A 21,469-nucleotide genomic window follows, 5' to 3' on the forward strand; every position below is an offset into this window, starting at 1 on the left:
ATAATATATTCATTGAATTTATTTTTTTTGCACTAACTTGTACCTACAACCTGTTGACCCTATTTATACTTAATTTAATATTGTACTAGATTGCTATGGATTATATAGTACAATTATATAAATTGAAAACGGTTGCAAAGGAAAGAGGTACAAAAAAATTGGTTAGATTAAAAGATATTGCAAAGCACGTTGGAGTTTCAATTACTACTGTTTCCCGCGTCATTAAAAATGATTCTTCACGGAATGTGAATCCTGAAACAAAGAAAAAAGTTTGGCAGGCTGTAAAAGAGCTGGGCTATATACCAAACGAGTACGCTCGGAATCTTGTCGCATCTTCTGTGCAAGAAAAGAAGAGCACAAGGAGAATCGCATGGCTTGCAAGTCCACGTCTTGCCGAGTCTAACCCATACTTTTCCAAAATATATTCCGGTATTAGCGAAACATTGAATAATGCAGGCTACTCGCTATTACTGTTAAGTAATGAGGATTTGGAAGACGAAGCTTTTTTTCATCAGATTATTAGGGAAAAGGAAGTAGATGGGGTTTTACTGATTGACAAGGTGGATGAAGAAATACTTCTTGAAATCAAGGATATGATTCCAGTCGTGGGCGTTGACTTTAACTATAGTGATCATGCAATTTCCACTGTAGATTATGACCGAGAAGAAGCAGCTTTTAAAGCAGTGGAACATCTAATATCAAAAGGACATCGTCATATCGGTTTCATCGGTGGTGGAATTGACATTACAATGACAAACGAAAAACGTTTCAAAGGATTTAAAAAAGGAATGAATGAATTTGGATTGCCTATTAGAGAAAGTTGGATCATTAATTCAAATTGGTGCTTGGAACAAAGCTATAAAGCTACAAAGGAATTATTAAATAATCCTCAAAATAATCGCCCAACTGCTATATTTTGTGCTGGTGACTTACTAGCGATTGCTGCGATGCGGGCTGCACACGAACTTGATCTTAACATTCCAGGAGATATTGCATTTATCGGCATTGATAATAATGATATGGCTCAATATGTAGTTCCTTCATTGTCGACCATATCGATACCTCAATATGAAATGGGTGTTATCGCAGCCAAAACGCTGATGAATCAAATTGAAGATAATCCAAATATAGCTTTAAAAACCTTATTACCATTTGAATTACTAATTCGTCAATCTACATGAAATTTTGGAGATTACTTAATCAAGCATTACAGGAAAACGTTATCCGTAAATACGGGAAATTTTCCAAGATAGAATTGACAATAAATATTGATGGGGTGGAGAAATGAAGAAAGTAAGAATGGGTATTATCGGAGTTGGTCTTAGAGGCGGACTAGCACACTACTGGCATAAGCCTGAAGGTGAATCAGAAGTAGTTGCGGTCGCAGATATTTCTCAAGAGCGATTGTCAAAGTTTCAAGAGAAATTCGATTCTCCAATATTCATGACACAGGATTACAGAGAACTATTGAAACGTGAAGATGTGGATGCAGTTGCGGTGTTATCACCGGATTATTTGCATGAGGAACATGTTATAGCAGCACTTGAGGCAGGTAAACATGTCTATTCTGAAAAACCACTTGCTATTACGGTAGAAGGATGCGACCGGATTATTGACGTTTGGCAGAAATCAGGAAAGCATTTAATGGTTGGTTTCAATATGCGTTATATGAGCATGTACCAGACGATGAAGGAATTAATTGACTCAGGTGCTATTGGGGAATTGAAGAGTATTTGGGTTCGTCATTTTGTCGGATTTGGTGGTTACTTCTATTACCACGATTGGCATGGAAAATCAGAAAATACAACTTCACTTCTGTTACAGAAAGGTTCACATGATCTTGACGTTATCCATTGGATTTCAGGTAAGTATGCGACGAAAGTTTCAGCATTTGGTGGGCTTGACTATTATGGTGGGAACAATCCAAACGACTTAACTTGTCCCGAGTGTGAATTAAAGAATACGTGTCCAGAGTATGTTGCCCATACATTTACGGAATGTGCATTCCGCGAAGAAATCGATGTGGAAGATAATAATATGCTCATTATGGAACTTGAAGGCGGTATTAAGGCATCTTATCTTCAATGTCATTTCACACCTGATTATTCACGGAACTATACGTTCATCGGGACAAAAGGTCGTATAGAGAATGATGATGTAAACGGAAAAATATACTTGAAAACTCGAAAAACAAACTCATGGAAAGATTTTAGTGATGTTACCTATGAGATGAAGCCTGAAGATGGTAGTCATGGTGGAGCAGATCCTAAAATTACGCAAGATTTTGTAGAGTTAGTGCTGTATGATAAACAACCTCTAACAACGCCATTTGCAGGGAGAATGAGTGTAGCAGTCGGATGTGCAGCAACAGAATCTATACGTGCAGGCGGTAAAGTAGTCAATATTTCACAAGAATCAAGCATAGTTCACAATTAAATAGGATAGCAAGAAAAGGGGTGTGATCATGACAAATTTGAGTGAAGGCGTAGGCTATGTAGAAGATACCGATAATAGAGGGAAAAAGAAGTCATTGAAAAATCGGCAAAAGTCGAAGAAAAGTGTATGGGTTGAATGGAAAAAGTCTTTTAGAAAAAATTGGGAACTGTATTTATTGCTTACACCCGTTATTTTATACTTTCTGGTTTTTCATTACTTTCCTCTCTATGGTTTGCAAATTGCATTTAAAGATTTCATTGCATCAAAAGGGATTATGGGGAGCCCATGGGTAGGATTTAAACACTTTGAGCGGTTCTTTGATAGTTACTATTTCTGGAGACTAATAAAAAATACTTTAGGAATTGGTATTTTTACGCTAGCTGTTTCTTTTCCAATACCTATTATACTAGCGCTCATGTTAAATGAAATAAAAAGTTTGCGTTATAAAAAATTCGTACAGACAGTTATATATGCACCGCATTTCTTATCGACTGTAGTTGTTGTAGGAATGCTCCTGTTGTTTTTGAAAACAGATGGGCTAGTCAATCAGATTATCCAACTTTTCGGAGGTTCACCGATTGATTTTATCACGGAGCCGGCTTGGTTTAAAAGCTTGTACGTGTTCTCGGATGTATGGCAAACGATGGGGTGGAGCTCCATTATTTATATTGCTGCGCTTGCTGCAGTGGACCCGGCACAACATGAAGCTGCAATGATAGATGGAGCGTCAAAATTTCAACGAATTATCCATATCAACATCCCGGCAATCATGCCTACTATTGTTATTCTTTTCATTTTGAATGCTGGATCTGTTATGGCTGTAGGGTTTGAAAAAGTATATCTAATGCAAAATGATTTAAATATGTCGACGTCTGATGTAATTTCGACATTTGTTTACCGAAGTGGAATTTTGGAAGCTCAATATAGTTTCTCAGCTGCGGTAGGACTGTTCAACTCGCTCATTAACTTCATCATGCTCATTATGGTAAATCAGATTGCAAAAAAAGTGAATGAGACAAGTCTATGGTAAGGGGTGACTAGATTGAGAGAAACTAAAACTGATCGCGCGTTTAATGTATTCAACTATGTATTTCTTGCAATTGTCGCTTTTCTCGTAATCTATCCATTAATTTTTGTTTTTAGTGCTTCTCTTAGTAACCCTCAGAATGTCATATCAGGCGATATGTGGTTATGGCCAAAAGAGTTTACATTAGATGCATATGAAAAGGTATTTCAAAACGAGGATATTATAAATGGATTTATTAACACATTGAAGTATACAGTTTTTGGTACGATTCTGAATGTCGTTATGACTATTTTAGCGGCATATCCATTGTCTCGAAGGGATTTAAAGGGTCGCGGATTCCTCATGGCGTTTATCGTCTTTACAATATTTTTTAGTGGTGGGCTTATCCCGACGTACTTACTTATTCGCGATCTTGGGATGTTAAATACGTTTTGGGTTATGATCATCCCAAACGCAGTTGCAGTTTGGAACATTATTATTATGCGAACGTTTTTCCAATCGATTCCTCATGAGTTAGAGGAATCGGCGATGATAGACGGAGCAGGAAATTTTAGGATTTTATGGAGTGTCGTTTTGCCGTTGTCACTTCCAGTTATAGCAGTAATGGTTCTTTTCTACTCGGTCGGTCACTGGAATTCATACTTCCAAGCATTGATTTATTTACAGGATCAAGAGAAGTTTCCACTTCAACTGATTCTTCGTCAAATACTTATTCAAGGTCAAACTGATGACATGATTAAAGCGACATCAGAAAGCTTTTTAGCTCAGCAACTAAGTGTTGAAGGGTTGAAATATGCTGTACTTATTGTTGCAAATTTGCCTATGCTTATGCTCTATCCATTTTTACAAAGGTATTTTGTGAAAGGTGTCATGATTGGATCACTCAAAGGGTAACAAGGTAAACAGGATAAATAAGGGGGAGAATGTATTGAAGAAAAACTATATTACTTGTTTTACTGCAAGTCTATTACTAACGGCTAGTATTTTAGGAGCTTGTTCTAATGAGGAAGGAGCTACTGAAAAAAGTGAAAATGCCGGTAATGTAAAAGCGACGGGAATGCCAATTGTTGAAGAAAAGATTCAAGTGGATGGTTTTGCAGCAAAATTCTTTGCATCGCAAGATTGGAACAAACTTATGCTTTGGGATGAATATGAGAAAATGACGAATATCGAAGTGAATTGGGAAACAACGCAAATTGAGGGATTAGCAGAGAAACGAAATTTAATGCTTGCATCTGGAGATTATCCTGAACTATTTTTTGCTTCAGCATTTTCTAAAACAGATTTAGTCAAATATGGACAACAAGGTGTATTCTTACCGATAAATGACTATATCGATGAATATGCACCAAATTTTAAAAAGATTCTAGAGGAATATCCTTCAGTGAAGCAAGGAGTAACGATGGCGGATGGAAATATTTATGGTTTCCCTACATTTTATGATCCGAAATTTGAATCTCTTCGCGCAAATACACCGTGGATTAGGAAAGATTGGCTCGATAAATTGGGCCTAGAGGAACCTGAAAATGTAGATGAATTGTACGAAGTATTGAAAGCATTTAAAGAACAAGATCCGAATGGGAATGGACAACCCGATGAGCTTGGATGGGGCAGTGGCTATGGCATTAATGAGTTCATTGCTTATTTGCGAGGAACTTATGGTTTAAACAAACAAGGATCTATGAATTTAAACCTCGACTTTAAAGAAGGTACGGAAGAATTTCGTTTTATTCCAACTACGGATGAATACAAAGAATTGCTTACATTCTTGAACAAACTATATACAGAAGGTTTAATCAACCAAGATGTCTTCACAACTGAACCGCATGTGTTTGCTGCAGAAGCATCTAAAGGAAATTTTGGTATGCTGAGCGAAGTAGACCCGGCAGAATTATATAAACTTGACGGTTACGTTGGTGTACCGGTTCTAGAAGGTCCTACGGGAGAACGTGCTTATAATACAGTTTCGAATGGTCTTGGAAATCTGGGGATGTTCGTATTGACCGATAAAGCAAAAAACCCAGAAGCAATGGTTCGTTGGATGGATCATTTTTATGGAGAAGAAGGTTCTAAGATGTTCTTCATGGGGTTTGAAGGTGTAACATATGAAGAGGATGATGCTGGAAACTTCAAGTATTTAGATACGATTACAAACAATCCGAATGGTTTAAATATGGACCAAGCAATAAGTGAATATTTGACTTGGCCAGGAGGATATTATCCTGGAGTGGTTAGACAAAAGTTTTTCCAAGGTGCAGAAGGTAAAGAAAATTCAATCCTAAATGCTGAGAAGGCTCGTCCTTATCGAATAAAAGATGAAGATATCCTTCCCGGGTTGAACTATACAATGGATGAAACGGAAAAAGTTAGTGCAATTATGACAGATGTACAAACATATATTGATGAAATGACAGCTGCTTTTATTACTGGAAAACAAGACTTTAGTAAATGGGATGACTATAAGAAAACACTAGATAAAATGGGAGTACAAGATTATCTTGAGCTTGCACAAGGAGCTTACGATCGATCGAAAAAAGAAAAGTAAAATAAATTATACTCATACAAAGGTTTTCCTTTGTATGAGTTTTACCCTTTAAGGGAGGTAGTTTTATTGGACTTAAATGGATGGAAAGGAAAGCTCTATGGGTTCGTAGAGTTTGTGACTATGTTAGCAGCATTGCAGCTGATGTGGATTGGATTAACACTGCTTGGACTTGTGTTCTTTGGAATATCACCAGCTACTGTAGGTCTATTCGCAGTAATGAGAAAAAGATTGCAAGGCCAGGATCACTTACGAACACTAATTAGACATTATTGGGCCACGTATAAAATAGAGTTCATCGCTTCAAATAAGATTGGAGTCATTTTGATAGGCATTGGCTACTTTCTCACAATTAATATAAAAATTACCTTAACAATGAACGAGACCTATGGTTTCTTCATGTTGACGTTGATTGTCATGATTACGATTTTGTATATAGTGATGGTGATGAACATATTTCAGGTGTTTGCACATTATGAACTTCCATTTGCTCGTTATTTTTCAACTTCTCTCTTACTTAGTATTTCATTTCCACTCCAAATAATTGGATCTGTTATAGGACTCTATATTCTGTATCGGATTTTTTTATTCATACCAGGTCTTCTTCCATTTTTCGGAGTGAGTTTAACTGTTCTGTTTCTAACTTGGATGTCATCCCAAATCTTCCGACTTAAAGGTGAATCGGATGGAACATTACGGATAGAGGAAACTAAGAAAACAAAAAAGCTAATTATGGAGAGTACCTTACCATGAAGAGTATGTATTTAATTAACGCAACAATTGTTCTTGAACAATCGGTTTTACAAAATGGATTTGTGCATATTGAAGGAGAAAAAATAAAGTCTGTTGGGAAAATGGTAGATTGCCCACCTATTATTGGGGAAAAAGTTATTGATTGTATTGACAAACAATACGTTATACCTGGAATGATTGATATACATGTGCATGGAGCTGGCGGATTTGACTTTATGGACTCCAAGCAAGAAGCTTTTGAAGGTATTGCAAAAGCACTTGCTAAAGAAGGGACGACCTCTTATCTTGCAACAACGATGACAAATCCAATCTCACAAATTAGTGATATGCTTAAGAATCTCGCGAGCTACAAAGAAAATAATAGTGAAGCTGGTGTAGCTGAAATGATAGGCATTCATTTGGAAGGGCCCTTTATAAATAAAGATCAAAAAGGTGCCCAACCGGAACATGATATCCTCCCCCCAAATGTTACTCTGTTCAAAGAATGGCAGAAGCTATCAAGAGACGCAATTAAAATTATTACATTTGCTCCTGAATTAGATGTAGATTTTGAGCTACTAAAGGAACTAAAAAAAATGGAAATTATTCCATCGATGGGACATACTAATGCATCTTACGATGAAGCTGTACAAGCTATTACTCATGGAATAACGCACTCGACACACTTATTTAATGGGATGAAAGGGTTGCATCATCGTGATCCAGGAGTCGTAGGTGGAGCTCTTCTACATGATGAGGTTTATGTTGAAGTAATTCCAGATGGTATTCATTTTCACCCTGATTTATTGAAACTTGTAGTTAGAATGAAGGGGCTTGAACGGATTTTGGTCATTACTGACGGAATACGGGCAAAAGGGATGGCAGATGGTATCTACGATTTAGGTGGACAGAAAGTGACAGTTAGTGATGAAAAATGTACGTTAACGTCTACCGGTTCGCTTGCAGGTAGTATTGTAACAATGAATAATGCAAGGAAGAATCTGGCTAAATGGCTAGGACTGTCGATACAGGAACAATTACAGATAACATCAGTGAACCAAGCTAAACGTTTAGGCCTATTTAATAGAAAAGGATCCATTCAGGCTGGAAAAGATGCTGACATCGTAATTCTTGGTATGAATGGAGAAATCGTGTTTACGATTTGTAGAGGCGCTATTGCTTTCCAATGTAAAGATGCATTCAAATGATGTAAAAATTTCTGAATTGATGATATATTGAAATTGTGAAGACGTACGAAGAAGGATGAATATAATATGAAACCGTTAGATCAAGGAAGTATTATACCGCTATATCATCAATTGAAGCAACGCTTAGATGCTCGCATTCGAGCAGGTGAATGGAAGCCTGGAGATAAAATTGATTCGGAAAATCGTTTGATGGACTTGTTTCAAGTAAGTAGAAATACGGCGAAGAAAGCGATTGAAGAATTGGTTCAGGAAGGAACACTTTATCGAGTTCAAGGGAAAGGGACCTTCGTCTCCAAACCTAAATTTGAACAGTCTCTAGGAGGATTTTATAGTTTTAGTAGAGTGTTACAAGAAAAAGGTCTTCATCCTACGGACCAAGTGCTTGAAGTAAAGGAAGTTGAACCTTCTGCTACTGTAAGAGAAGGATTGCAGCTTCCAGTAGGTGAAAGTGTAGTTGAAATGAAGCGATTACGTTTGGCAGACGGGGAGCCTATCATTCTTGAATCATCGTTTATGCCAAAGTCAGTTGTTCAAGATATGTCGGTTTTGTATGAAGTAGGAACTTCATCACTCTATGATTTATTGTCTGAACGTTATAACGTGACTGTTGTTCGGGCGAAAGAAGCATTCGAGCCTGTTTTAATTAGAGAAGGGGAAAGTGTTCTTCTTAAGACGAAAGTAGGAAAGCCTGCGTTGTTATTGGAGCGAACAGCATATGACACGAACGACCAACCAGTCGAGTTTTGTATATCAATTGTAAGAGGAGATCGTTGCAGATTTTACACAGATCTATATTAAACTCATAGAAATTTCTATGAGTTTTAAAATAGATTAAGTTGTACCAACAACCCACTAACGAGAGGAGTGGTTTTATGCCACTAGTTACAACGAAAGAAATGTTAGAAGACGCTTATAACAATCACTATGCCATTGGAGCATTCGGTGCGCACAATTTAGAAATTATTAAAGCAGTAATCGCTGGTGCTGAAGCAATAGGTTCACCGGTTATCCTGCAAACTACATCCAGTACATATAAATACGTTGAGATGCCTTATATGATTGCGATGGCTAAGGTTGCTGCTGAACAAGCAAAAGTACCTGTAGCTTTGCATCTTGATCATGGAGAATCGTTTAACGTAGTTATGGAATGTTTACGAGCGGGGTATACATCCATCATGATTGACGGCTCTAAGCTTTCATTAGAAGACAATATCGCACTTGTACGCAAAGTAACAGATGCAGCAAGTCCTATTGGTGTCCCTGTAGAAGCAGAACTAGGAACGATAGGTGGAGTGGAAGATGACTTTGTACTTGACGAGAGTCTAGCTCTATTTACTGATCCACTATTGGCAGAACGATTTGTGCGTGAAACAGGGATTGATACGTTTGCACCTGCATTTGGAACTGCGCATGGTAATTACAAAAAAGAACCTAAACTACAATTTGACTTACTAGGAAGAATTCAAGAATTGACTAATATTCCACTCGTTATGCATGGAGCATCAGGAGTACCAGAAGAAAGTGTACGAAAATCATTGGATTATGGTATAGCAAAAGTGAATTTCTCTACGGAATTAAAAGATTTATTCGCAGAGGAAGTTCGAGCCTTTTTCAAAGAAAATCCACATGAAAATGACCCTCGTAAATATTTCATTCCTGCAAGAGAGGCATTAATAGAGTTAGTTAAAAGAAAGATTATGATATTACAAAAATGATTACAACTATTACATTAAATGCTGCAATCGATCAAGTGTATGAAGTTGAAAAATTGGCAGTTGGAAGTACGAATCGCGTTTCTGCTATTACTCAGGAGGCTGGTGGTAAAGGTATTAATGTCGCAAAGGTTCTCCAGTATTCAGGTGCAAAAGTAGATGCTGGTGGATTTGCAGGTGGCATTAATGGCGAGAGAATTCGACAGCTATTGGAAAAACAATCTATTTCAAGTGAACTTATTCCGGTTAGTGGTGAAAGCAGAATCTGTTTAACAGTGCTAGATTCAACGATTCGTGAAGTGACAGAACTTCTTGAAAGTGGACCAGAGATATCCAAAGAGGAATGGCAATCAATGCTTGATTGGGTACGACAGAAATCTAAACACGTAAAGTGGTTTGCGCTGTCTGGTAGCTTACCGAAAGGATTACCATCAACTGCATATGCAGAACTTATTGAAATAATAAATGCTAACGGTGCGAAAGTGATACTCGATTCTAGCGGTGACGCTTTACGATTCGGAATTAAAGCGAAGCCTTTTGCAATAAAACCGAATGAGTCTGAAATTGCAGCAATTCTAAGCAAAAATACTATAACTGAAAATGACTTGCTAGAAGCAGGAAATCGTTTTGTTAATGAAGGAATCGAACATGTTTGCTTCACATTAGGTGGAGAAGGAGCAGTATTCGTCAACCAAACTGGATATTTTAAAATAGATGCACCTTCGATTGATGTCGTCAATACTGTAGGCAGTGGAGATGCATTCGTTGGTGGTCTACTATATGGATTAGCTCATAATGAAGAGATTAGTATTGCCTATAAACGAGCAATAGCGTGCGGATCAGTTAATGCGATGTATCGATCAATTGGTTTTATAGATTTGGAGCAAGTGGAAGCATTAATGAAACAAATTACGATTAATAAAATTAAAGATAGATAGGGGTATGAAAACTATGCATACTTATAATGAAATCATCGGACAGGCGGACCAACTTCAAAAGACACTTGAACTAGTGGAGAATTTAAAAATCGAACATGAGAATGTAGACTATGTCCTATTCACAGGATGTGGAACATCATTTTACTTAGCGGCTTCAGCTGCTAAATATTATCAAACAGTAACAGGACAATTTGCTTCTGCAGTTCCTGCTTCTGAATTATTCCTTCATACATCGACGACGATTGTGGCAGGAAAAAAATATCTTGTTGTTGGGATATCTAGATCAGGAACTACATCCGAAATTCTTATCGCACTCAATCATTTGAAAGACCAAGCAGATATCCGTACATTGGCAGTTACATGTAATGGAGATACACCTATGGCCACTGCAGCTGATCAAGTTCTTTCACTTGACCATATTAAAGAGAAAAGTGTTGTTATGACACAGTCATTCTCCAATATGCTGTTTGCTCTCCAAGTTTTCGCGGCAAAGCAAACAAGTTCTACTCAAAATTTGAATGAACTAAAACAAATTCCGAAGTTGGTAGGGACAGCTTTAACATTCGAAGTTTTAACAAAAGGTGTAGCAGAGGATTTATCGAAAAAACGCTTTATCTTCCTTGGATCAGGTTCATATAACGGTTTAGCGAAAGAAGCAACGCTGAAATTAAAAGAAATGACACAAACAGAATGCGAAAGTTATTCAAGTTTGGAATTTAGACACGGACCAATATCTATCGTAGATGATTCTACAGTAGTTGTTTTATTGACTCAACTGGAGACCGAAGACTATGACCAACAACTTGTTAAGGACATTCAAAAGCTTGGTGGATACGTACTTGCTATTGGACCGATACCTCAAGAGTTTGTAGCAGATCACATTATTGAATTGACGGATAAAATAAGTGATAGGAACCGACATGCTATTTATGTTCCATATCTTCAATTACTTGCATATCAACGCGCGGTGCATTTAGGATTTAATCCAGATAAGCCACGAAATCTTACACAAGTTGTTAAATTGTCATAATCGGAAGGTGAGTATAAATGGAGTACATTCTCGCTGCAGATATCGGAGGCACAAAACTTGCGACGGCTCTATTTATAAAGGATGGAACAGTTGCAAAAGTTAACGAAATACAAAGTGAAAAAAATGATGGGGAAATTCTGTTTCAGTCATTAGTTGATTCATTCAAGTCTATTTGTGTGAATGAACAGGTGAATTTAGATGATATTAAAGGAATAGCAGTCGGAATACCAGGAATTGTTGATACAGAAAAAGGAATAGCAGTCTTTCAGAATAATTTACCTTGGAGAGACTTCCCATTGGCAGAAAGACTCGCTAATGAGTTTCCTAAATCCAAGATTGTCATAGACAATGATGTATATATGGCAACATGGGGGGAATATACAAATCGTGGATTTTCTTCAGAAACCATGGTATATGTAACACTGAGTACAGGTATTTCATGCTGTTCGATTCATCAAGGGGCGTTTTTACGAGGAGTTGGAATGGCAGGAGAAATTGGATTTAGCCTGACGGATACTACAGAAACAACGCTTGAATCATTAGTTTCTGGTCCTGCACTTGAATTAAAAGGACGAAAAAAATTCGGTAATCCCGAATTAACATTGAAAGAAATGATGGAGTATTATTATCAAGGCAACAGCTATATTCTATCAATCGTAAATGAAGCAGTAACTGCATTAGCAAAGGAAGTATATCATATTATCGTATTTTCAGATCCTCATTGTATCGTTCTTGGTGGTGGGATTTTCAATCATCACCCAGAACTTATCGAATTGGTTCGAAAAGAGGTTAGACAGTATCTTCGTCATCCTTTATTAAAAGGTAAAGAAGAACGTATTGAAGCAAGTGCATATAAGGGAGAAGCGGGATTGCGTGGCGCAGCTTCAACCGTAATAAAATAGAGAATATGAATAAGAACGTACCCTCGTCTAAATATTATTAGACGAGGGTACGTTTGTAGAGTCTGCATTTTTATATTTGCTGGCCGTATAGAAAAATTTGTGTCCGGATAGAAAATTTTATTGATCGGATATACAAAAATGTGACCGGATAAAATAATTTCTGTCCGTTCAATTAATTTTTTTAAAAAACCTACATAATGATTAAATGTGTTGGTTATTGATACATATTACTTAATACTATTGATTGTTTAGCTTTTTGTGGTTGATATAATGGAATTAAAGAGAAATGTAAGCGCTTATTTTTCCTTTACTAATAAGAATATAGAGTGGAGGATGAATTAGGATGGGAAGATTAGATGGTAAAGTAGCAATTATTACTGGTGCAGCAAGAGGTATGGGAGAATCACACGCTCGTGTTTTTATTGAAGAAGGAGCAAAAGTGATTTTAACTGATTTAAATGAAGAAGCTGGATCAGCTCTTGCGAAAGAATTAGGTTCAAATGCATTATTTGTTAAACATGATGCGACAAGTGCAGAGTCTTGGGAAAAAGTATTTGAAGAAGCTAAAGCCGCATTTGGTAATATAACTATATTGGTAAATAACGCTGGAGTTCTTGGACCAATTGCCAAAACTGCGGAATTAGATGAACAAGAATATTTAAAAGTATGTTCTATTAACCAACATAGTATTTTCCTAGGTATGAAAACAGTAATTCCATCTATGCTGGAAGCGGGAATTGGATCAATCGTGAACATTTCATCCATTGCCGGAATTGTAGCAAATTATGGTTTCCCAAGCATTGCTTACGTTGCAAGTAAAGCAGCAGTAAGAGGTATGACAAAAGGAACTGCAATCGAATATGGTCCAAATAATATCCGTGTTAATTCTGTTCACCCTGGATTTATCAACACTCCAATGATGGTTGAGGCAACTGATGAGTCGGGTGGAGACGCATTAAAAGATATTCCATTAGGACGTCTAGCGGAGGCAAGAGAAGTTTCCAATTTAGTATTATTCTTAGCTTCTGATGAATCCTCTTATATTACAGGTGCTGAACATTTAGTAGATGCTGGTATGCTGGCACATTAATATATTTAATACAAATTATAAAAATAAAGTCTATTTAAGGTGAAAAAAATCCTTGAATAGGCTTTATTTATTCACGATCATTTTCTTGCTGAAGATCATCGAATTAATTATAGTTTTAAATAAGAAACAAAAAGGAGGAGGATTAGATTGATCACTGATATTGAAAAGGATAAAAGAGTGAGAAGAAGTAGAAGACTCTTAAAGGAAGCATTTATATTTTTAGTTACTGAAAAAGGATATAAGAGTGTAACCGTAAAGGATATTATCAATAAGGCAGATTATAATAGAACTACCTTCTATGCTCATTTTAGTAGTAAAGAAGAATTAACAGAAGTATTAGTTACTGAAATGATTGAAGGTCTGGAAGATGCCCTACTCGAACCATATCAAGAGAAAAATTTATTGCAGTTTGGATCTCTTAAACCCTCTTCCTTGAAGCTATTTGAGTATATTGAAGAAAATTCTCGCTTCTTTAATTTGTTATTAAAAGATGACACCATTCCCAATCTCCAAGATAAAGTGATCGACATGATTTTTAACCTATTTAAAGATGAAATTACTTTTTTAAGTGATTTAAATACAGAAGCTAATACGGAAAATTTCGCGACCTATAGAACCTATGGTATTTTTGGCATTATATTAATGTGGATAAAGTCTGGTTACATCCAATCACCTGAGGAACTATCCAGACAACTGATTGTTATCCTTAATTCATATACACATGGAGTACGTAAGAATAAATAGTAAATGCACACTCTTTTTAGAGAGGTGCATTTTTTTAATAGAAAATTTTCTGACCATTCACCCAATTTATATTGACATCCAGCACGAAGAAACACAAACTATGGATAAGGAACAAGGGGGCAATTAAATGAAGAAACTTCTATTAACAGGTTTTGAACCTTTTTTATCCTTTACGGTGAATCCAACGATGCGTATTGTAGAGGAACTAAATGGGCAGCATATTGGTGAATATGAAATATATGGCAGAGTGCTAACTGTAGATTTCGCCTCTTCAGGAAAAGAGCTACTTGCACATATAGAAGAAATCAATCCAGATGCAGTCATCTCATTAGGACTAGCGGGAGGGAGATACAAAATCACCCCAGAGCGTATTGCTATAAACGTAAAAGATGGAGCTGCAGACAACGAAGGGCATACACCAATAGATGAATCTATTCAAATGGAAGGAGAGCCAGGGTACTTCTCCACTTTGCCTATTCGCCAAATGGTAAACAAACTACTGGAAGAAGGACTACCAGCATCCATCTCCAACACAGCAGGTACCTATCTTTGCAACAATGTTATGTATGAAGGCTTGCACTACGCAAAAACAAATAAACCTGACATGCCAGCAGGCTTCATCCATATTCCTGCATCGCACGAGCTCGCTATTCAGCATGGAAAGATTCCAAGTTGGTCTCATGCGGATTTGAAAAAGAGTATAGAGCTATGTATTGAAGTACTTGGGGAAAACTAAACTGAAAGAGCACTACATGATGGAGAGTTACTCAGTTAAAAAACTATTAAATCGAAAGGAAAATACACATGCTTTCCGTGTACGCCTATTCTCAAGAATATATAAATGAATGTCGTTTAAAAGTGGATATACAGTTAAAAACCTACGAGAACTTAATAACAACGGCAAAAAAACAAGCCGGAAATAGTAATGTTGAGCTGAAATCTGCAATTGAATCTTTTGAACCGAATTTCTTTAATAATATGGTGTTAGTTTTAGATAACTATTTTAACAATAGAAGTAGAAATCTTGAAAAGAAAGACGGTAATCCATTAAATGAGATAAGGATGCTCTGTGATTCTATAAAGGAAAATAATTGTATTTTGATTCAAAATAAAACGATTAAATACGACCATGCTAAGTCCGTTTTAAAGTATCAAATTGGGGACGAAATTAAATTAAGAAAAGAAGATTTTGTACTTTTATCGAAAGAATTCTTTGCTGAAATTGAAAGTAAATTTATGAGTAAATAAAAAATTATAGGAGTGAAGAAAATGATTACTAAAATAGGTCAAATTATGCTCTATGTAAACAACCAAGAGGAATCCGTTAAATTTTGGACAGAAAAACTAGGATTCATAGTTAAATCTGAAGTAGACAATGGACAAGGAATGAAGTGGTTTGAAATTGCTCCAACTAAAGACGCAGAAACTAGCATTGTCCTTCACAATAAAGAGTTAGTTGCAAAAATGTCACCAGGAGTTAGCTTAGAAACACCATCATTAATGTTCTTCTCAGAAAATCTAGATCAATTATATAAAGACTTCTCGGAAAAACAAATTACTGTTGGGGAACTTGTGGAAATACCTGAAGGAAAAGTATTTAACTTTGCGGATAATGAGAACAATTACTTTGCAATAATGGAGAAAAAGTAGGGAATACTAAATACTATAAAAAAGAGCACTTAACATGTCGTTAAGTGCTCTTCCTCATTTATTTTAGTAAGCTGACCATCCAGCATCGATTGCTATAACTTGTCCGTTTACAAAGCTTGCTTCATCGGAACCTAAGAAGATAGCTAGTTTAGCAATTTCTTCAGGTTGACCAACACGAGGGTTGATCGCCATACCAAGAGCTTGACGAGATGCTCCAAGTTCGTTGATATTTGTCATTGTTGAACCGATGTTTGTTGCCACTGCACCAGGGGCAAATCCGTTACAACGAATGTTTTTGTCTGCATACATAAATGCAGTGTTTTTAGTTAAGCCCACAACAGCGTGTTTAGATGCAGTATAAGCAGCACCTGCACGAGCGCCATATAAACCACCAGCAGAAATATTATTTACAATTGTCCCGTGACCTTGTTCAAGGAAAATCGGGATTGCTAAACGCATTGTGCGCATAACAGCAACAGTATTGACTGCGAATACACGTTCCCAACGTTCGTCCGAAATATCCCCAACAGGTTCCATACCATCCATAATACCTGCATTGTTTATTAAAATGTCTAGTTTTCCAAAAGCATTTTTCGTTTCGTTGAATAAACGTGTAACATCATCTTCTGATGTTACATTCGTTTGAATAGCAATCGCTTCACCACCAGCTGCTTTAATACCTTCAGCTACAGCAGTTGCTCCTTCTAAATTCATATCGGAAACAACGACTTTTGCTCCTTCTACTGCATAGCCTTCAGCAATTGCTTTCCCCATACCTGATGCAGCGCCCGTTACAATCGCAACTTTACCTTCTAGTTTCATAAGAGAATACCTCCTTGAATTTTATTGTACACTTGTTCAATAACTATTATAATAAATAAAAGTAAACGCTTTCAATAAGCAAAAATAGGCTAACTGTTCAGTAATGAACAACTTCATAGAAAATTGTTTAATAAGAGGTGAAACTAAATTGTCTTCTATCGATATACGAATTGTCAAAACGAAAGAATCCCTTCATGAGGCATTGTTAGAATTACTGAAAGAAAAACCATTAGAGAGCCTTTCTATTTCTGAAATATGCAGAAAAGCTAAAATCAATCGGGGGACATTCTATTTGCATTACGGCCGGGTGGAAGACTTGTTTGAGGAATACTTCCAAGAAATTATGGAAGACTTAGCAAGCTCATATGAAGAACCATATCGCCATGTACTAGTTCTAAAAACAAGTAGCCTTGATCCATCTACTATTCGAATCTTTCATCATATTGAAAAATACAAGCCCTTTTATAAAATTGTTTTTTCTAAAAACGCACCATTAACCTATTACTATTTATTATTTGAGAAAATAAATTCACTATTACATACAGGTAAAGCGGTGAAATTAGAAGAGGAAATCAATATGAATTTAAACAGTGCTTATCAAGCAAATGCTATTATCGGAATCATTATTGAATGGTACAAGGGAGACTTTCAACACAGTGCAAGCTATTTAAACGAGCAGCTCGTGAAGATTTTGAATGTGAAAATGAATATGGAATAGAAGATTGAAACATTCAATTTGTGTAGAAACTTTTCTCTAAAAAAACGAAGAGGAGCAGGGTAATTCCTGACTCCTCTTTTTTATAAATAAGGTCTTATTTTAATCCTGAAGCTTTCAGTACATTCTTTTTGTACATCTCTTTAACTGCTATAGGCATTTCTTTAGTTGATTTCCATTCGGCCTGTTCTGTATAGAAAGTTTCCTCTAAGCCCTCTGGGAATTTCATCTCATACAGGTCATTTATGCTCTTAACTCTTAAAGCAGCCATAATAGCAAAAAGCTGTACCTTGTTTAAGCTAATACCTTTACCATTAATAATCTCTGATATCGTACCAACGCGCATGCCCGTCATCTGAGCTAAGTCTTTTTGAGTTATCCCTCGTTCTTTCAACAAGTCATCTATCTTAATAACAAAGTATGCTTCTTCCAGTAAACCAGCCGTATCCATTACTATATCATTCATGGAGCTATGTCCTTGTTCTAATAAATCCTTAACCATTATTTTTTTCATCAGTATCTATCTCCTAAAAATGATTTCGTTATTCCGTGATACATGATAAATGCATGAGTCACAGTTTGTCAATTCACTTTAACCTCATGCTTTAATTGTTCGAGTTCCTTTTCGTCCTTTTAACAGCTACTTTCTAATCATGTCTATTCTACTTTTCTAAAATTTATAATATAATAGAACTACATATAATTATTACCTTTAGTATGAATATAATATTAAATATAAGTAAAATAGACTCATTATACTAAGAATAGGGAGTAGTCGAATGCGTTTAGTTAAAATTGATCAATGTCAGCCGGGGATGAGGTTGGGCAAACCAATATATAATGACAAAGGTAAAATTCTGTTAGCAAAGGGAGCAGAACTAAGAGATCGAATCATCCTTAAGTTACATAAATATAATGTTACAACTGTTTACATAGAAGATGAAGTATCTGAAGGAATAGAGATTATTGAATCTATTCCAGAAGCTTTACGCATGGAGGCTTTAAATACGATTACGGAAGGATTCCAAACTTTAATGGATCTAAGTCATTCCAACTCTAATCTTCAGGGGATGATGAAAACAGGTAGAGCTATAAGAAGTTTTCAAAAAGTATTTAAGGATATACTAGCGTCACTAACAGACAATCAAAATGCATTAAATTTACTAGCCTCGACAAAATTACATGAAAATTATGTGTTCAATCATTCGTTAAACGTTTCTATATATGCTTGTCAGCTTGCTATCGAAAATGGATTGCCTCTTAAGAATATTGAAGAAATTGGATTGGGGGCCATGTTACACGATTTAGGTAAGGTGCATATTCCACTAGATATTTTAAATAAGGCCGGGGAGTTAACGAAAGAGGAATACGCCCTAGTCAAACAACATTGTGAAAAGGGCTTTGATACTCTACGAAAAATACATGAAATCCCTTTACCAGTTGCTCATTGTGCTTTTCAGCATCACGAAAGAATCGATGGGATGGGATACCCAAGAGGATTAAAGGGAGATGAAATTCACAAATATGCGAAAATCATCAGTGTTGCGGATGTGTTTGATGCGGTAACAAATCCAAGAGCATTCAGGCAGGCCGTAATGCCTCATCAAGGACTAGAAATTCTGTATGCTGGAAGTGACGCTCAGTTCGACACACATCAAGTCAATTTATTTAAAGAGTGTATCGCCATTTATCCACCAGGCTTAACCGTAACATTAAATGATGGTCGAACAGGAATCGTCACACAATATAACTACCAAGCGGCGGGGCGTCCTGAAGTTCGTATTATTAAGAATGAAGAAAATGAAAATGTTGCTCCATATGAGATAAATTTAGGAGCAACGGAAAACCTTACGCTTGAAATTGTGATGGCGGACGCATTGATTTAAGAGTGATAAATCACGATGTTTACTTACAAAAAGAGATTGGATTTTTCAATTGATATTTCTGTTAAGAGATGACTTCGGTAGTCTTTTATAATATTCAATAATGCAAGTACCCTTTGTGATATAATTTCGATAAAAAGTGGCTAGTATAAAGAAAAGCTCTATTGAATTTCTTTGGAGGAATCTATATGTTTGATCCAACTATTTTTGAGAATTTAAAAGTTGCATTGGAAAACCAGGTGTATGATTTAGATAATATAGAACGAAAAATCATTATTACAAACCGGGTGGACCAAATTGATTTATCCATTTTGGCTAGAGAATTTTCTGTTCAATTTACTCTTGTTAGCTCTCGAGACGTTACAGCAGAGATTGTATTAAAGGCCTCATTAGATGAACTGGCAGGGGAGATATTAGAGCTTCCTGGAACAAATTTAGGGTGTTCCTTACTGTTAAGATTCTACAAGCAAGTTCAAAATTTTCCTATTCAATGTAAAATTATTGAACAAAATCTAAACGATATTTGGGAAGATGATGTTGAGCTGTCACAGACATTGAGCTTCCTGTTCAACCAAGAAGAACCAAGCTATCTTGACACGATTGAAGTAAAGTTTACTCGTAAAATTAACGAAGAACACATGGGGGATATTGAAGATTTTCTGGAGCATGTTTTAGAAACGTTAGAAGAACTGCATAGTATTTAAATTTGCTCTCAGTGGATATTGGTAGACAAATGTATAAAACTGTTATATAGTAAAGACAATAATTAAATTGCTTAACAGAAACAATGAATTCACATATTACAAAAAGTAATCGTGTTTGTTCGGTACTTTTTGTAATATGTGAATTTTTTATTCACTACAATTTTTGGAGGTCTTTTAAATGACACAAGGTACAGTAAAATGGTTTAACGCAGAAAAAGGTTTTGGATTTATCGAAGTTGAAGGCGGAAACGACGTATTCGCTCACTTCTCAGCAATCCAAGGCGAAGGTTTCAAATCACTTGACGAAGGTCAAAAAGTGGAATTTGAAGTAGAACAAGGTCAACGTGGACCACAAGCAGTTAACATCGTAAAACTTTAATTCTTCGGAATGAAGTAAATGTTTAACCGTGAATTCGAGACACTCTGAAAAGAGTGTCTCTTTTTTTCGTCTTTTTAATTAAAATACTTCCGGATAGAAATATTTTTGACCGGATAAAAGAAAATACGACCGGATAGAATTGTTTCTGACCGTATAAAAGAAAATACGTCCAGATGGAAAAATTTCTGAGCCTATAAAATATATTCAATAATAACTGGTGTCCATTTTTAAAGTTTGTATCTGCTTTTATCGGTACAAAGTGATAGCATAGGAAATAGATGAATCATTAGATGGAGATGAACTAAGATGAGTAATACACATATATTTTCGAAGCGTGAGGAGATTGCCAATGCAATCATTCACGGGATTGGGGCTCTTTTAAGTATAGCTGCACTTGTCATTTTGATCGTGTCTTCTGTGTCAAAAGGGACGGCGTGGCATGTGGTAAGTTTTACATTGTTCGGAGCAACGATGGTGCTGTTGTATGCGTCTTCTACACTTGTCCATGGGTTTCCGGCTGGTAGAGCGAAAGATGTGTTTGAGATAATGGATCACTCGTCCATTTACTTTTTTATAGCAGGGACATATACTCCTTTTTTATTTCTTGCAGTAAAAGGGTCACTTGGTTGGACGCTATTTGGGATTGTATGGGGGCTTGCGATAGCAGGTACGGTGTTTAAAGCCTATTTTGTAAAGCGCTTTTTACATACGTCGACGTTGTTATACGTTGTGATGGGCTGGCTGATGGTATTTGCTTGGAAACCCCTTGTGGCAAACGTATCGACGGAAGGCTTGATTTATCTAGCTGTAGGTGGTGTGCTCTATACACTTGGTGCGATTTTTTATGTATGGAGAGGGTTTACGTACCATCATGCTGTCTGGCATATATTTGTTCTCGCAGCGTCTATACTACATTTTTTTGCAGTAATGACTTTATTGCCATAATCTAAGACTC

At 36.3% G+C, this 21,469-nt stretch carries 24 protein-coding genes; 22 read left to right on the top strand and 2 right to left on the bottom strand.

What is annotated here, in order from left to right:
• The first annotated feature begins 158 nt into the window (after positions 1 to 158).
• The 17 genes from AM499_RS19310 to AM499_RS19390 all read left to right on the top strand — a co-directional run bounded on the left by AM499_RS19310 (position 159) and on the right by AM499_RS19390 (position 16,011).
• The gene (locus AM499_RS19310) at positions 159 to 1,181 is read left to right on the top strand and encodes a LacI family DNA-binding transcriptional regulator (protein ID WP_053591718.1); all 1,023 of its coding nucleotides are present in this window, start codon (positions 159 to 161) and stop codon (positions 1,179 to 1,181) included.
• 103 nt (positions 1,182 to 1,284) lie between these two features.
• Positions 1,285 to 2,436 (top strand): Gfo/Idh/MocA family protein, encoded by a 1,152-nt coding sequence (locus AM499_RS19315; protein WP_053591719.1) that lies wholly within the window; start codon positions 1,285 to 1,287, stop codon positions 2,434 to 2,436.
• A 28-nt stretch (positions 2,437 to 2,464) separates the two neighbouring features.
• Positions 2,465 to 3,466, top strand: coding sequence for an ABC transporter permease (locus tag AM499_RS19320; RefSeq protein ID WP_053591720.1), 1,002 nt, complete (start codon positions 2,465 to 2,467; stop codon positions 3,464 to 3,466).
• 12 nt (positions 3,467 to 3,478) lie between these two features.
• Positions 3,479 to 4,357 carry a carbohydrate ABC transporter permease gene (locus tag AM499_RS19325; protein ID WP_053591721.1) on the top strand — a complete coding sequence of 293 codons (879 nt, stop codon included), beginning with the start codon at positions 3,479 to 3,481 and terminating at the stop codon, positions 4,355 to 4,357.
• A 34-nt stretch (positions 4,358 to 4,391) separates the two neighbouring features.
• A complete protein-coding gene (locus tag AM499_RS19330; RefSeq protein WP_053591722.1) occupies positions 4,392 to 6,008 on the top strand; it encodes an extracellular solute-binding protein in 1,617 nt (538 codons plus the stop codon).
• A 66-nt stretch (positions 6,009 to 6,074) separates the two neighbouring features.
• The gene (locus AM499_RS19335) at positions 6,075 to 6,758 is read left to right on the top strand and encodes a YesL family protein (protein ID WP_082355315.1); all 684 of its coding nucleotides are present in this window, start codon (positions 6,075 to 6,077) and stop codon (positions 6,756 to 6,758) included.
• Positions 6,755 to 7,945 carry an N-acetylglucosamine-6-phosphate deacetylase gene (nagA, locus tag AM499_RS19340; RefSeq protein WP_053591723.1) on the top strand — a complete coding sequence of 397 codons (1,191 nt, stop codon included), beginning with the start codon at positions 6,755 to 6,757 and terminating at the stop codon, positions 7,943 to 7,945. Before AM499_RS19335 ends, nagA begins: the two co-directional genes overlap by 4 nt.
• Positions 7,946 to 8,011: 66 nt before the next feature.
• Entirely contained in the window at positions 8,012 to 8,743 is a 732-nt protein-coding gene (locus AM499_RS19345; protein WP_053591724.1) for a GntR family transcriptional regulator, read from the top strand.
• A 74-nt stretch (positions 8,744 to 8,817) separates the two neighbouring features.
• Positions 8,818 to 9,660, top strand: a complete 843-nt coding sequence (locus tag AM499_RS19350) for a class II fructose-bisphosphate aldolase (protein WP_053591725.1) — start codon at positions 8,818 to 8,820, stop codon at positions 9,658 to 9,660.
• A complete protein-coding gene (gene pfkB / locus AM499_RS19355) occupies positions 9,657 to 10,595 on the top strand; it encodes a 1-phosphofructokinase (protein WP_053591726.1) in 939 nt (312 codons plus the stop codon). The genes AM499_RS19350 and pfkB overlap by 4 nt, the downstream gene beginning before the upstream one ends.
• Before the next feature lie 13 nt (positions 10,596 to 10,608).
• Positions 10,609 to 11,625, top strand: a complete 1,017-nt coding sequence (locus AM499_RS19360; protein WP_231687495.1) for an SIS domain-containing protein — start codon at positions 10,609 to 10,611, stop codon at positions 11,623 to 11,625.
• Positions 11,626 to 11,642: 17 nt separating this feature from the next.
• Positions 11,643 to 12,527 carry an ROK family protein gene (locus tag AM499_RS19365; RefSeq protein WP_053591727.1) on the top strand — a complete coding sequence of 295 codons (885 nt, stop codon included), beginning with the start codon at positions 11,643 to 11,645 and terminating at the stop codon, positions 12,525 to 12,527.
• 343 nt (positions 12,528 to 12,870) lie between these two features.
• Positions 12,871 to 13,617 (top strand): SDR family NAD(P)-dependent oxidoreductase, encoded by a 747-nt coding sequence (locus AM499_RS19370; protein WP_053591728.1) that lies wholly within the window; start codon positions 12,871 to 12,873, stop codon positions 13,615 to 13,617.
• A gap of 147 nt (positions 13,618 to 13,764) precedes the next feature.
• Positions 13,765 to 14,361: a TetR/AcrR family transcriptional regulator gene (locus AM499_RS19375; protein WP_053591729.1), complete on the top strand. Its 597-nt coding sequence runs from the start codon at positions 13,765 to 13,767 to the stop codon at positions 14,359 to 14,361.
• A 127-nt stretch (positions 14,362 to 14,488) separates the two neighbouring features.
• Positions 14,489 to 15,097: a pyroglutamyl-peptidase I gene (locus tag AM499_RS19380; protein WP_053591730.1), complete on the top strand. Its 609-nt coding sequence runs from the start codon at positions 14,489 to 14,491 to the stop codon at positions 15,095 to 15,097.
• Positions 15,098 to 15,165: 68 nt separating this feature from the next.
• The gene (locus AM499_RS19385; protein WP_053591731.1) at positions 15,166 to 15,609 is read left to right on the top strand and encodes a hypothetical protein; all 444 of its coding nucleotides are present in this window, start codon (positions 15,166 to 15,168) and stop codon (positions 15,607 to 15,609) included.
• 21 nt (positions 15,610 to 15,630) lie between these two features.
• On the top strand, positions 15,631 to 16,011 hold the full coding sequence (locus tag AM499_RS19390; RefSeq protein ID WP_053591732.1) for a VOC family protein: 381 nt from the start codon (positions 15,631 to 15,633) through the stop codon (positions 16,009 to 16,011).
• Between the two features lie 63 nt (positions 16,012 to 16,074).
• On the opposite strand, the gene AM499_RS19395 is transcribed toward AM499_RS19390, so the two are convergent.
• Entirely contained in the window at positions 16,075 to 16,833 is a 759-nt protein-coding gene (locus tag AM499_RS19395; RefSeq protein WP_053591733.1) for an SDR family oxidoreductase, read from the bottom strand.
• Positions 16,834 to 16,936: 103 nt separating this feature from the next.
• On the opposite strand from AM499_RS19395, the gene AM499_RS19400 reads away from it, so the two are divergent.
• Entirely contained in the window at positions 16,937 to 17,551 is a 615-nt protein-coding gene (locus tag AM499_RS19400; RefSeq protein WP_442853778.1) for a TetR/AcrR family transcriptional regulator, read from the top strand.
• 94 nt (positions 17,552 to 17,645) lie between these two features.
• Here the strand turns inward: AM499_RS19400 and AM499_RS19405 are convergent, their stop codons facing one another.
• Entirely contained in the window at positions 17,646 to 18,062 is a 417-nt protein-coding gene (locus AM499_RS19405; protein ID WP_053591735.1) for a helix-turn-helix domain-containing protein, read from the bottom strand.
• Positions 18,063 to 18,327: 265 nt separating this feature from the next.
• Between AM499_RS19405 and AM499_RS19410 the strand changes: the two genes are divergently transcribed.
• The 4 genes from AM499_RS19410 (at position 18,328) to trhA (ending at position 21,459) form a co-directional block, all read left to right on the top strand.
• Positions 18,328 to 19,434, top strand: a complete 1,107-nt coding sequence (locus AM499_RS19410; protein ID WP_053591736.1) for an HD-GYP domain-containing protein — start codon at positions 18,328 to 18,330, stop codon at positions 19,432 to 19,434.
• 185 nt (positions 19,435 to 19,619) lie between these two features.
• Complete coding sequence (locus tag AM499_RS19415; RefSeq protein ID WP_053591737.1) at positions 19,620 to 20,135, top strand: hypothetical protein; 516 nt, start codon at positions 19,620 to 19,622, stop codon at positions 20,133 to 20,135.
• Positions 20,136 to 20,313: 178 nt separating this feature from the next.
• The gene (locus AM499_RS19420; RefSeq protein ID WP_053591738.1) at positions 20,314 to 20,514 is read left to right on the top strand and encodes a cold-shock protein; all 201 of its coding nucleotides are present in this window, start codon (positions 20,314 to 20,316) and stop codon (positions 20,512 to 20,514) included.
• Positions 20,515 to 20,820: 306 nt separating this feature from the next.
• Complete coding sequence (gene trhA, locus AM499_RS19425; RefSeq protein WP_053591739.1) at positions 20,821 to 21,459, top strand: PAQR family membrane homeostasis protein TrhA; 639 nt, start codon at positions 20,821 to 20,823, stop codon at positions 21,457 to 21,459.
• Positions 21,460 to 21,469: the final 10 nt, after the last annotated feature.

The sequence above is a fragment of the Bacillus sp. FJAT-22090 genome (assembly GCF_001278755.1).
Taxonomy (GTDB): Bacteria; Bacillota; Bacilli; order Bacillales_A; family Planococcaceae; genus Psychrobacillus.